The sequence below is a fragment of the Aliikangiella sp. G2MR2-5 genome, from assembly GCF_015687155.1.
Classification (GTDB): Bacteria; Pseudomonadota; Gammaproteobacteria; order Enterobacterales; family Kangiellaceae; genus Aliikangiella.
This window is the reverse complement of record NZ_JADPQF010000006.1, coordinates 228,813-241,344: the sequence shown is the minus strand read 5'-3', so window position 1 is coordinate 241,344 and position 12,532 is coordinate 228,813. Positions and strand designations below refer to the sequence as shown.

The 12,532-nt window shown below is 42.9% G+C and carries 10 protein-coding genes; 5 read left to right on the top strand and 5 right to left on the bottom strand.

The features are described from left to right. Positions 1 to 20: 20 nt before the first annotated feature. The 3 genes from ispE to IYN84_RS17775 all read right to left on the bottom strand — a co-directional run bounded on the left by ispE (position 21) and on the right by IYN84_RS17775 (position 3,753). Complete coding sequence (gene ispE / locus IYN84_RS17785; RefSeq protein WP_196140612.1) at positions 21 to 938, bottom strand: 4-(cytidine 5'-diphospho)-2-C-methyl-D-erythritol kinase; 918 nt, start codon at positions 936 to 938, stop codon at positions 21 to 23. Between the two features lie 61 nt (positions 939 to 999). Then, positions 1,000 to 1,599, bottom strand: a complete 600-nt coding sequence (lolB, locus tag IYN84_RS17780) for a lipoprotein insertase outer membrane protein LolB (RefSeq protein ID WP_196140611.1) — start codon at positions 1,597 to 1,599, stop codon at positions 1,000 to 1,002. A gap of 111 nt (positions 1,600 to 1,710) precedes the next feature. Continuing rightward, positions 1,711 to 3,753, bottom strand: a complete 2,043-nt coding sequence (locus IYN84_RS17775) for a tetratricopeptide repeat protein (protein WP_196140610.1) — start codon at positions 3,751 to 3,753, stop codon at positions 1,711 to 1,713. Between the two features lie 317 nt (positions 3,754 to 4,070). On the opposite strand from IYN84_RS17775, the gene hemA reads away from it, so the two are divergent. The 5 genes from hemA to IYN84_RS17750 all read left to right on the top strand — a co-directional run bounded on the left by hemA (position 4,071) and on the right by IYN84_RS17750 (position 9,242). Further along, on the top strand, positions 4,071 to 5,363 hold the full coding sequence (gene hemA / locus IYN84_RS17770) for a glutamyl-tRNA reductase (protein WP_196140609.1): 1,293 nt from the start codon (positions 4,071 to 4,073) through the stop codon (positions 5,361 to 5,363). 156 nt (positions 5,364 to 5,519) lie between these two features. Continuing rightward, positions 5,520 to 6,608, top strand: coding sequence for a peptide chain release factor 1 (gene prfA, locus IYN84_RS17765; protein WP_196140608.1), 1,089 nt, complete (start codon positions 5,520 to 5,522; stop codon positions 6,606 to 6,608). Between the two features lie 61 nt (positions 6,609 to 6,669). Then, positions 6,670 to 7,584, top strand: a complete 915-nt coding sequence (locus IYN84_RS17760) for an aspartoacylase (RefSeq protein WP_196140607.1) — start codon at positions 6,670 to 6,672, stop codon at positions 7,582 to 7,584. Then, positions 7,574 to 8,476 (top strand): peptide chain release factor N(5)-glutamine methyltransferase, encoded by a 903-nt coding sequence (gene prmC, locus IYN84_RS17755; protein ID WP_196140606.1) that lies wholly within the window; start codon positions 7,574 to 7,576, stop codon positions 8,474 to 8,476. The genes IYN84_RS17760 and prmC overlap by 11 nt, the downstream gene beginning before the upstream one ends. A 25-nt stretch (positions 8,477 to 8,501) precedes the next feature. Then, entirely contained in the window at positions 8,502 to 9,242 is a 741-nt protein-coding gene (locus tag IYN84_RS17750) for a molybdopterin-synthase adenylyltransferase MoeB (RefSeq protein ID WP_196140605.1), read from the top strand. An 11-nt stretch (positions 9,243 to 9,253) separates the two neighbouring features. Here IYN84_RS17750 and IYN84_RS17745 read toward each other — a convergent pair whose 3' ends face one another. Both IYN84_RS17745 and IYN84_RS17740 read right to left on the bottom strand, forming a co-directional pair. After that, positions 9,254 to 10,468: a hypothetical protein gene (locus IYN84_RS17745; RefSeq protein ID WP_196140604.1), complete on the bottom strand. Its 1,215-nt coding sequence runs from the start codon at positions 10,466 to 10,468 to the stop codon at positions 9,254 to 9,256. A gap of 142 nt (positions 10,469 to 10,610) precedes the next feature. Further along, complete coding sequence (locus IYN84_RS17740; RefSeq protein WP_196140603.1) at positions 10,611 to 12,470, bottom strand: DUF1631 family protein; 1,860 nt, start codon at positions 12,468 to 12,470, stop codon at positions 10,611 to 10,613. Between the last annotated feature and the right edge of the window lie 62 nt (positions 12,471 to 12,532).

Sequence of the window (12,532 nt, the reverse complement as noted above, 5' to 3'; positions counted from 1 at the left end):
GGCATCCTTTGCTTTTAATTTTAACCGTTACCGATTAACTCTAAAAGCCGTTTGTGAAGTGGAGAAATATTAACTCCTTTAGCCACAAAGTGTGACCACTCACAACGGGACGCTATTTTACGCATTTCTTGCTCTTTGTCAAAGGCTAAAAACAAACAACTTCCACTTCCGGTCATTCTTGCATGATTACTAAACTGATTTAGCCAATCAAGCGCAGATTTCACCGCTGGATAGTCGCTGCAGACTAAAGTCTGCATACTGTTCTTTCCTTTGAAAGGAAGCTCCAGTGCGTTGAGGTCGCGTATTGTGATGGCTTTGCTATTTCTTGTCAATAAGGGATTTGAAAAAATTTTCGAAGTGGTTACATGACAACCAGGGTACACAACCAGATACCAGATTTCCGGCATCTCGAAGGGGGTGATTTTTTCGCCAATACCTTCGACAAATGCCGTTCTTCCGCGAACAAATATAGGGACGTCTGCACCGAGAGAAAGCCCTATTTCGGCCAGGGTATCCAGATTGAGTTCCAGTTGCCAAATGTGATTAAGCGCAACAAGTGCTGTTGCACAGTCTGAGCTACCCCCTCCAATACCACCGCCGGCAGGAAGTCTTTTTTCTAAATATAAATCAGCTCCCGGTAACGTCATTTTGCCTTTAGAATAATTTTGCGAAATTATCGATTGCAACTTTTTGGCCGCTTGTACAACTAAATTATCATCACCTTTAAGTTCCTCAATATTGCAGTCGAACGTTATTTTACCATCCGTTCTTGGGTTAACTTTTAATTGATCACCAAAATCAAGTAACTGAAAGACACTCTGCAACTCGTGATAGCCATCACTTCTTTGCCCGGTAAAGTGCAGAAAAAGATTGAGTTTAGCCGGACACGGCCAATAGCTGCTTTGTTCATTTTTACTATTGTTTAAATAGGTATCCACGTTTGGCTCTACATTTTTCTTGTTCAAACTTTCGATATTGTCATTTCTCTATTAAGGTTTATCAGAGTTTGCCTTCAGGAAGAAATTCCCAATCTTTTACGACTATCTTTAAGGTTAGTTGAGGATGACTGGCTTTGATTATTTTAGGCATCTGATATCCCGAATAGGTTTGGTAGCGGCTGAAATCTACTCTCCATCCATTCAATTCGGCAGAAGCAAGGTGCTGTTCTTCGTCTCGCTTTATTGACTCATTTTTCATTCCAGAAGGCAGGCCTTTAATCCAGTATGAAAGGGCGTCAATGGGGAAGTCCCAGCCTAATATTTCATCGAGTAAAACCTGTGCATCCCGATGGTTAAATATTTTCTCTTCAGGGAGTTTCAAAGTTGCACTATGGCCTTCTTGTATCAGGTGTGCGTAGGTAGCACCGAACATCCCGTAGATATGAAAGTCAAAATCCCTCGCTGCCTGTTTCCAGTCTAGAGTCGCTGAAACACTTTCTTCTTCCGTTCTTATCGCAACTCGTGCTTTCACTTGCCAATGATTTATTGAGGAAAGTGGTGTAATTCCAGCAGTATAAACTGACGATCTGGGTGTACAGCCGCTAATCAGTATTAAACACACGGACAGAAAAAAATGGAAAATATTCAGGGGTAATTTCAAAAGAATTCCTTAATAAGAGCAAAATAGCGGCATCACTGAATGATCTCCGTCCATTTGTGGTGCCTGATGTTCGAGCTTAATCTATTAATAATGTGTGAGAGATAACAAAAATTATTCCAGATTAATATTCAGTCGTTCCAGAGTTTCGTTCAGGACTCGGTTGTCTTTATCCAGGGAAAGCCCTTTTCGCCATACGCCTTTAGCGAATTCAACCTTGCCTGTTTTCCAGAAAACTTCACCCAGATGGGCAGCACCTTCTGCACTTGGTGCCATTTTGAACGCTTTAACCAAAAACTGCTCGGCGATTTCAAACTCACCTTTTCGGTAAGCCAACCAGCCTTTACTGTCAATTACGGCAGCATTGTCAGGCAAGCCTTCAAAAGCACTGTCGATAAGCTCTTGTGCGTAGTCGAGATCTTTGCCTGTATCGGCCAGTGTATAGCCTAGCGCGTTTTTAATATTTAAGTCATCGGGAAACAGTGTTAACAGATACTTGAATTCCTGGATCATTTCATCATAAAGAGCAAGAGACTCTTTGTAGATGGCTCGAGTATATAGTAAGTCTTTATCTTCCGGTTTTTCTTCAATGGCTCGGTCGAGCCAGTTAATTGCCAGTTGATAATGTTCGTTATTTTTTAATAGTGCGGCAGAGGCCAGATCAAAACGGTCGAGTTCTGGACCGGCTTCAACCAGATCTCTGACCTGATTGAGCAACTGATAGAGTTTTTTCGGGGCTTGCGTTAACTCGTAAAGCTCGATCTTTTTCAGTAAAAGAGACAGGTTATCCGGATAGTTCTTAAGCGCCGTTTCCAGTTTGGCTTTGGCGTCATCCTTTGACTGAAAACGATTGAGTAAGTTGATTTCCGCACCGAGTAGCTTGACCTGATCATCTTCTTCTAATTGAGAATCAACTTTTAATGAGGCTAGTGCTTGTTCAACCTTACCGGTTTGCGCCAGAATCGAGGCGGTTTGAATTTTTGCCTTTATAAAAAACTCACTTTGTCCGACTTTTGAATAACAATCTAATGCTAGCTCAATATTCTCCGCTTTATGTGCTGAATCGCCGCAATAAAAGGCAACAGTATTTGGACGAAAGCCTTTATCAAGTAACTTTTTAAATCCAGACAGACTTAAATGGTATTGCCCCAGAGCGTAGTAACTGGCAGCTTCATAATAACGCGCTTCAATATCTTCAGGGTGCTCCTTTAGCCAACCAGTAAAATGATTGGCACTAGCCTGAAAGTTGCGCAGGTCATAATAAAGTTGTCCTAGCATATGCGAGATTCTGTTGTTCTCAGGGTTTGCGAGGTAAATCTGTTTGAGAAAGTCGACTGCTTCCTGATCCTGCCTTAGTTGATAAAGAATATGGGATTTTAGCTGGATTGCTGGAAAAAAGCCGGGATCGAGTGATAATGCTCGTTCTACCAATAAACGCCCTCGTTCTAATAAGCTAGCGGCTTTTGGGTTTTGTTGGGTCAAATCAAATATGAACTTGGCATGCGCGGTAATAATTGCCGTACTATCTGGAAGAGCATTAAATAATTCACGCAAGTAGCTGTTAGTTGTTCTTGGGGCGTGCCCCATCGCGTTAATTTTCAAAAAGTCATATTTTTCTTCTTCATTTTCGAGTTGTGCGAATATTTCTAAAGTTGTTTCGATAGCTGCGCTGGTATTTCCCAGGCTAAGCTGAGCTTCCAGTAAAACAGTTTTTGCCTGTTGACTATTAGGCTCTAATTCCAGCCAGATTTGCGCCGCTTGCTCCAGTCCTAAAGGATCATCAGCATTTCTGGCAGACTCAATACTTCTTTGAATGAGTTCTTTTTCCTTGGAAATACTGGCCGCATAAAGGAAGTAGCGAGTCGCAGTCAGGTAGTCTTGCTTAAAGGTCGCCATATCTGCAGCCATAATCGCCTGGTATAAATCAGCCCGCTGTTTGGCAGTCAGACTTGATGGACTGGAAAGCTGATAAGCTTGATGTTTGGCCTGAAAGGTCTCACCCGATTGGCCCGCACAGGCGGAAAGCAACAACAGGGCCAACCCCGTGCAGGCAAGCCTTAAATTTGAATACTTATAATGGGGATTGCTCGAAAGCATGCTCATTTGCCGTACTGATTTACTCTGAATATTGGACTTAGTCATTGAACTTAGAGTCAAAATGGCCTCTTATATTGCAAAACCTGATTTCTAAAGCGGCTACTGAGTTTCGCAAGTAGCGAGCATCGTTCTAGTGTCACTACAGCCACATTGCAAGCGACCGTTTAGCCTTGGCTTTTTAAATCAAGTGTTATTTCGATTCCGCATTTATAGACGGGTCTGATATAATCCGCCAAAAATTCATCTGGCTATCATAGCATTTATTGAAGGTTTCCATGTTACCGACTCCGTCACTTGATAACAATCAATACCTATTTCTACCGGAATCGGTAGACTCTCACAACTATAATTTGTTCCAAAATCGATAAATTTCAATTATGCCGGTTTCTATTTTCGGGATTAACCATAAGACAGCACCTGTAGAAGTCAGGGAGAAGGTTGCCTTTTCGCCAGATAAAATGAGCGAAAGCCTGTGTGCGCTCAAGTCAGAAGCCGGGCTAGATGAAGTCGCGATTATTTCTACCTGCAATCGAATGGAAATAATCTACCGTTGCCCGCATAGCCAGAAAGACTCTCAAGCATTGGAAGCCAAGGCGGCAAGAATTTCAGACTGGCTCGCCCAACATCACGGACTCAGTATTGATAACTTGAAAGATTTCAGTTATTTACATTCAGGTGACAGGGCTATTGAGCATATTATGGGGGTGGCTTGTGGGCTGGATTCTATGGTGTTGGGAGAGCCGCAAATTTTAGGACAGGTGAAAGATGCCTATGGTTATGCAAACCATGCAGGTACCATGGGGCTTTACCTTAACCGGCTATTTCAGCAAACCTTTTCATTAGCAAAGCAAGTAAGAACAGATACCCAGATTGGTGAAAGTGCTGTGTCGGTTGCCTATGCAGCAGTTACTCTGGCAAAGCGAATATTTGCCGAATTTGCCCCTATTAAGGCATTATTTATTGGTGCCGGGGAGACGATTGAGCTCGCCGCGCGCCATCTGTCGCGTCAGGGCGTTACCCAGATGAAAGTTGCTAACCGTACGGTCGAGCGTGCCCAGAAACTGGCGGACGAGTTTGGTGCAACTGCGCATGGATTGACATCACTGCCCGAGCTGGTGGCCGATGCCGATATTATTATCAGCTCGACAGCAAGCCCGGTCCCAATTATTGGTAAAGGTTTGATGGAGAAAGCCATAAAGCAGCGTAAACACCGGCCGGTTTTTATGGTGGATTTGGCTGTTCCCAGAGATATTGAGCCTGAAGTTGCAGATTTAAGGGATATTTATCTGTACACAGTCGATGATATGCAAGATGTAATCAAAGAGAACCTTAAGGTTCGTGAAGAGGCCGCAAATGAAGCCAGAGATATAATCGCTGTTCATTGCCATAAGTATTTAAACTGGCTTAAGTCGCTGTCCACCGTATCTCTGATGAAAGAATTTCGTGCTCAGTACGATGATATTAAGGCCAGCGAACTAAGCCGCTCTTTGGCAAAGCTTGAAAATTCGGATAGTCCGGAGAAAGTGATGACCGAGCTGGCCAATCGATTGATGCAAAAATTTATGCATTCTCCAAGCCGTTTGATACGTCAGGCTGGCGAGTCACACAATCAGGAAGCGCTAGAAATCATTGCTGATGCTTTTTCTTTAAAGCCAAATAGTGACGATTAAGTTAAAATAGCGCCAAATTTCAGAAACCAGAAAAATTAGCAAAGTCGTATTTGGGCTGAGAAACCTAATAGCATGCTTGGCAAACGACAGAGTTTTCAAACTAACCAATTGAATATAAACGTTTTTCTGGTTCTTCGTCGTTTTAGAAGGTTTAGAATGAAAGAGTCGATAGTAAGAAAACTGGATGGTCTAACAGAAAGACACGAAGAAGTAGGTCATTTGTTGGGGGATCCTGAAACAATCAGCGATCAGCAAAAGTTCCGAGAGCTTTCCAAAGAATACGCGCAACTGGAAGAGGTCGTTGCTGCTTACAGCCGCTATAAGCAGATAATTGAAGATCTGGCGACCGCTGAAGAAATGCTGAAAGATTCGGATCCGGATATGCGAGAAATGGCCGAAGAAGACTTCAAAGAAAACAAAAAGCTGGTTGAGCCGGCCGAAATGGAATTGCAAAAACTGCTGCTTCCCAAAGATCCCAATGACGATAAAAATATTTTTCTGGAAATCCGTGCCGGTACCGGTGGGGACGAGGCAGCTCTTTTTGTTGGAGACCTGTTCAGAATGTATAGCCGTTTTGCGGAGAAGAATCGCTGGCAAATTGAAGTCATGAATGAAAGCCCCAGTGAACAAGGTGGCTATAAAGAAATTATTTGTCGTATTGCCGGTGATAGCGTGTATTCAAAACTGAAGTTTGAATCAGGTGCTCATCGTGTTCAAAGGGTACCTGAAACTGAGTCTCAGGGGAGAATTCATACCTCCGCCTGCACGGTGGCGGTAATGCCCGAAGCTGATGAGTTAGATGAAATTGAGCTTAATCCTGCGGATCTAAGGATTGATACTTTCCGTGCCTCTGGTGCAGGAGGCCAGCACGTTAACAAAACTGATTCAGCTATCCGGATTACCCACTTACCAACAGGTATGGTAGTAGAGTGCCAGGATGCTCGTTCTCAGCATAAGAACAAGGCTCAGGCGATGAGTGTGCTTAAGTCACGCTTATTGGCAGCACAGGAAGCCGCTGCACATGAAGAACAATCTGAGGCGCGTAAAAGCCTGGTGGGAAGTGGTGACCGTTCAGAAAGAATTCGAACCTATAACTTTCCGCAAGGGCGAATGACCGATCATCGAATTAACCTGACTCTTTATAAACTGGATGAAATTATGCAGGGAGACCTGGCTCAGGTAGTCGAGCCTCTGGTTAATGAATATCAGGCTGATCAGTTAGCCAGTTTGTCAGAGCAGAATTAGTCGAATTGTTTGTCAGGGGCCTACTGGTTTAAAAGTAATCTAACAGCTTTTGGTGAGAGCTATGAGTAATAAAGTTGGTGCTATCGCGCTGGTCGGCGGGACTCATGGAAATGAACTCACCGGGGTTCACCTTATTCACCATTGGCAGAAGTCTCAAAAAATCCTGGAGTATCCCGAATTCCAAATTGAGCTAATGATTGCCAATAGTGAGGCGGTGAAAGCCAATCGTCGCTATCTGGATGTTGATCTGAACCGCTGTTTTAAAATATCGGATTTAAACAACCCTTCTCTTAAATCTCACGAACAAAGTCTTGCGAAGCAGCTCAATCAAATGCTGGGCCCGAAGGGGGAGGCGAGGGTCGATTTTATAATCGATCTTCACACCAGCACCGCCAATATGAAAACCAATATTGTGTTGATCAAGCAGGATGCTTTTCACCTGTCTCTGGCGGCGTTTCTTAAGCAACAAATTCCTGAAGCTGTAATAACTTCTGAAACCGAACTAATGACCGATCACCATTTTTTATGTTCCATTGCCGACAAAGGTATCGTGATTGAAGTTGGTCCCATTGCTCAAGGGACGATAGACTTTCAAATCTACCAGAAGACACAAACGGCAATTGAACAGACGTTAAGGTTTATCCGGGCATATAATCGTGGGGAGCATTTTGAACTTCCCTCCACGCTTGAGATAATGACTTATTTTGACAGGATCTATTTTCCACAAGATGAAGAAGGCAACATCAGCGCAATGATTGCGCCAGAATTGATCGGAAATGATTTTTTACCAGTTAAAGAAGGTGACAGCCTGTTTAACTCTTTCGCTGGTGAATCAATTTATTATCATGGTGAGGAAGCCTGTGTCGCTTTTGTTAATGAAGCCGCCTATTATGATCAAAAGTTAGCCATGTGTCTTTGCCGACCGCGACGATTTTGTTTGGAGACTTTTCAGCCGCTGGATTCAAATGAAAAATAGTATCAAAGAGTCTTTAGCCTGGGCTGAGGCTCAGCTGCTTCAATCTGAAATAGAAGAAAGCTATTCAAAAAGTGACGCAGTTGTCGATGCAAGTTATTTACTCTCATTTATTTTACAGAAAAATTTGACCTGGTTAAAAACCTGGCCGGAGTCAGAGCTCAATCTCGAGCAACTTGAAGAATTCAAAAGTCTGATCATGCGTAGGCAAAGTGGGGAGCCTGTAGCCTATATTACAGGCGAAAAAGCTTTTTGGACTTTGCTCCTTGAAACCGAACCTTCTACTCTGATTCCCCGTCCTGAAACAGAGCTTTTAGTTGAACGTGCATTAGCATATTTAAATAACAAATCACAAGCGACTATTCTAGACCTTGGTACAGGAACCGGAGCTATCGCTCTCGCTATTGCCGCGGAAAGAAGCTCCGACTTTGTTTACGGTTGTGACTATAGTTCACATGCTGTTGCTTTGGCTAAACGGAACAGTGAAAGAAATGGAATTAAAAACGTCAATTTTTTCCAAAGTAACTGGTATTCAAATTTGGAAAATTTTGTGGCAAAAAGCACCCGCCATTCATCTTCGTTTGACCTGATTGTTTCCAATCCTCCTTACGTTGCCGCTGGAGATCCACACCTGTCTCGAGGCGATCTCAGATATGAGCCAACTAGTGCGCTAGTCGCTGAAGGAAATGGACTGGATGATATTCGACATATTGCAAAGCATGCTGGCAATTATTTGAAGAAAGGTGGCGCCTTGATGGTGGAGCACGGTTATGATCAGGCACAAGCTGTAGCCCGGATATTTGCCGATGCAAATTTCGAACAAATAGAAACAGTTAAAGATTACGGGAATCAAGATCGGGTAACTTGTGGTGTGTTACAATCCTGCGACATATAGATAATGACTATTCTGGATAGTACTTATGCTTACAGATGAACAGCTTCTGAAATACAGTCGACAAATTATGCTGCCGCAAATCGATATTGCGGGTCAGGAAGCGCTGTTAAATTCCCATCTTCTGATTATCGGACTAGGCGGCCTTGGTGCTCCTGTCGCTATGTATCTTGCTGCGGCTGGTGTTGGCGAGTTGACACTTATAGATGACGATAAGGTTGATCTCTCGAATCTACAGCGTCAGATTATTCATCAGTTTGAAAGCATCGGAAAAGATAAAGTTGAGTCAGCCAAAATTACAGCGCTAAGTCTAAACCCGGAAACCCGAATAAATATTATCAATTATCGTCCAGGCGAAGAAGAAATGAGCACGCTTATTGAGCAAGCCAATGTCGTGATTGATTGTTGTGACAATTTCTCAACGCGTTTTATGTTGAACAGGATCTGCCATAACTATAGAGTGCCACTGGTTTCAGGCGCAGCTATACGTTGGGAAGGTCAACTTTCTACATATACCTATGAACAGGGGACGCCCTGTTATCGGTGTCTGTATGAGGAGGATGCATTTAATGATCAAACTTGTACGCAGAACGGTGTTGTTGCCCCGTTAGTCGGCGTTATCGGGTCAATGCAGGCGATGGAAGCGATAAAACTAATTTCGGGAACTGGTCACACGGTAACTGGCCGATTAATGCTTTTTGACGGGATGGATATGAGCTGGAGAGAAATCCGCTTTAAACCACGCCCGGCTTGTCCTGTTTGTAGCTAGCGTGTTTTCTACTAATCACTAACTTGTGCAACGCTTACTGGCGCACATTCACCGGTTGATTCAAAAAACGGCTCCGGCAAAGAGTGGTGTTGCGAAGTGGAACGAAATGAAACCAGGTCACCCACTTTTATATGGTCACCGCGCAAGGAGACAGGGTAGGTTAAGGATTCATTGCCCTCACTTTTTATTACCATTATTTCACCAAAACTTTTCGCTATTTGCTGACCATCGTGGTTCAGGTAGTGGAGCTTTAATTTATCTCCCGGGGAAAAGCGGTGTTGCTCGCTAAGTATGGTGATTTCATTGCCATACTTGGATACTACTTTCGCGAAAGCTGGTTGGGCTTTAACTCGCTCTATTGCTTTTGAAATTAGAAAGTTACTGGCTGCTAAAAAAGACTGGCCTGTTGTAGTGGTCAGGTAGTTTCTAAGAGCCAGATTTTGATTGCTCATTTGAGTGAGTGGTTGCGGAACTGAGTTAAGATCGCAGTGAGAAAGGCGAACTTTTACAGAATCCACCCAGGGTTTAATATGTTTATTTGCCGAAACTAGCTTCACTGATAACTTTATGTTGGCTGGTTTTGCTTCGGTGAAAGCTCGGTCTACTTCATCTCTTTTTTTCTGCCACCACTTGTCGTCTGGCGAATAGGGATAAACGGTGCGATATTCGTCGATAATCAGTTGAATATAATAATCAGGATCTGTTTTGTCTAAACTGAAGAAGCGACTGGCAATCAAGTTGTCTGCAAACAGTTGATGAATTTCTGCTGGAATTTTGCCGTAATCAAAGTAGTCAACTGAAGCCTCTCGTTTTTCGATTGGTATACCTGAGTAATTGACTATTGGAAGTAGAGCCACAGAGACTGGTAGATTGTTGTCTGGCCATTGTAAATGTGTCAGTCTCGAGGCTTCCAAATACTCAAAGTAGCGCTTGTTAGCTTCAACCAGCATTTTGATTTTCATGCTGGTATCTGTGTCTAGAGCCTTTCTTTCCAAAGTTTGTTTCAATGGTTCTGGATTGAGAGCAGTCGATGAACCCTGTTCCAATTTTTGTTCTGCATCATTATTCACTTTTCCGACTACTTTCTTTTCCAGCTGCTCGCTAGCAAGCAGGCTTTGACTGGCGAGTAAAAAGAAAAGAATGAAAAAACTCACTATCCGGCAAAAATAATTCGACAATTGCTTGTGCTGGCAGGGTAACTGCTGCTCTGGGAGTCCTGGATGCATTCTTGCTCACCTGTTGGGCTGAACAGGGATCAGCCTTAATCTAATGTTTAGCTACTTCTTGTAACTATCGGCATCGATACAGGGTGACTTTAAAAAAAAGCGTAACTTTCCATAAAACTGGAATAACGGAGTAAGTCTAAAGCTACATTTGAGATAATTTTTTACGACGATCAATTACCAGTGAAGCTAGTGGATCCAGCGTGTTATCTGCTTCTTTAACAATTTTCAGGCGTTTGCCTACGATGAGCTCCTCGACTTCGTCGCGAGTAGATTCAAGTTGCTTGGCACCTTTTGCATCACAAAATATGTGTCTCTGGGTTGTCTGCGAAACCAGGTTGAGCTTCAACTCTCTCCACTTACCGCTATCATCCTGATAGGCTACCGTAGCGCCAGGTTTCAGTTTTCGCAATACGCTTTTAATAAAGAAACGTTGCTTGGCATCCAGCTCTTCCAGTAGCCTTTCTTCAGCTTGTCTTTCCGCCTGTTTCCTGTGTCGTTCTTGTTCCTGCTTGAGCTGAAGGGCTCTTTCTTCTTCGAACCGCTTTTGAACTGCAATTCGACTGGCTTCTTCTGCTTTCTCTCTGGCTTTGCGGTCTTCAGCCTGTTTTTCATTAAAAGTCTGGTATTCACTTTTAAGAATTTCCAGTCTGGATGTTAACTCTCTAATTAGAGACTTGGTTGCATGCTTATATTTTATGTCTTCATCAATAGGAGTAGGTTTTACACTGTTTGAAAGGAATTCCACGTCATCGAAGCTGGCTTTAAGCACTAATTCACCAGACATGTTAATAAATAGCAACTCCTTGGTAAGTTGGCTGACTAATAATAATTTACTTCTTACCTGTTGTTCGTCAATTTCGAGATGGTACCAGTTATCTTCTTCCAGACGAGACAAGTCAAATTTACTTCTTGACTGTGGTTCGAGCCAGGGATCTAGTTCGTCGTTTTCATACTCTTCATCTGAAAAAATATCGGCAGAAATCATCACGTCGTAATCGACTCTTTGTCCTTGAAGCTTTTTCTCGTGAATTTTTTCTAACTCCATAAAAAAGTCGTTCACATATTGGTCGACAGCATTTCGAGATTGAAACTCCTGAAAAACTCTCTTCATCGCCTGCCCAACGTCAGCTTGATAACGACCGTTGTAGTCCGGGTCTCCAAATGGACAGGTGATACTCCATGTAATGGTATCCATGTCAGTCAACAACTGTTGGGTTTGCTTGCTGCGAACGCCATGTTGAGAAATGATTTGATGCAAAACTCCGGTTAACTGGTTCTCGAAAAAATCGAGCAAAAATATTGGCATCTCCTCGCCTTGAGTTTTGCTTTTAATCAACTCATCAGTAAATCGGTCTGCCTGGGCTTCACGAGAACGAGCTTCAACATCTGAAAGGATTTTAGCTACATTGGTATTCACCTTTTCATCGAAACCATCAAAGTATTCATCAAGCTTCTTGCTGGCCATCATAAATGTCTGACTTGTGACCGTCTCTCGGTTAGCGAGTCGGTCAATTAGTAGCTCAATTGCATGGATAAAGAACTGGGTTAATTTACCGGCATTCTGGTTAAAGTGGTGACCCAGCGTCATTAGCTGTTCAAGAAATTTAACCGCAATATGTTTCGGGTTATCCAAAAATGACAAGTCATTCAGTGAAAGCCGAGTAAAGGCTAACTGAAGGCTGTTTAGAATGTGATAGTAACTTTGATCAAAGTTAGAGTACTCTCGAATATAATTGAACAATATTTCAACTGACTGAAGAGCATTTTTTTCGTAAGAAGGAAGAGGTCGGCCTTTAATTGAGTCCACGTCATTCAACATGCGCAAAACACAGAGTTCGTTATCTCTGTTCTCGATTATTTTACTGGAAAGAGCAGAAAGTGCTTCGGAAAGCTCTTTGGTGGTTATTAATTGGTCACGCCAACCGTCGCCCCTGGGTTCATAGAACATCTTTTCTTCCAAGGCGCGGTTCTTTTTAAGTAACGATCGAAGCTGTCTAGACATTAACAAAATTCTTGGCCATCCCTAATTAAAATATAGTTCATCCCGTTGAAAATTGGGGGATA

Coding starts and splice junctions, on each gene's coding strand:
- IYN84_RS17740 (WP_196140603.1), bottom strand. CDS start 12,470: ATGTCTAGACAGCTTCGATCGTTACTTAAAAAGAACCGCGCCTTGGAA.
- prfA (WP_196140608.1), top strand. CDS start 5,520: ATGAAAGAGTCGATAGTAAGAAAACTGGATGGTCTAACAGAAAGACAC.
- IYN84_RS17745 (WP_196140604.1), bottom strand. CDS start 10,468: ATGCATCCAGGACTCCCAGAGCAGCAGTTACCCTGCCAGCACAAGCAA.
- IYN84_RS17760 (WP_196140607.1), top strand. CDS start 6,670: ATGAGTAATAAAGTTGGTGCTATCGCGCTGGTCGGCGGGACTCATGGA.
- IYN84_RS17750 (WP_196140605.1), top strand. CDS start 8,502: ATGCTTACAGATGAACAGCTTCTGAAATACAGTCGACAAATTATGCTG.
- hemA (WP_196140609.1), top strand. CDS start 4,071: ATGCCGGTTTCTATTTTCGGGATTAACCATAAGACAGCACCTGTAGAA.
- prmC (WP_196140606.1), top strand. CDS start 7,574: ATGAAAAATAGTATCAAAGAGTCTTTAGCCTGGGCTGAGGCTCAGCTG.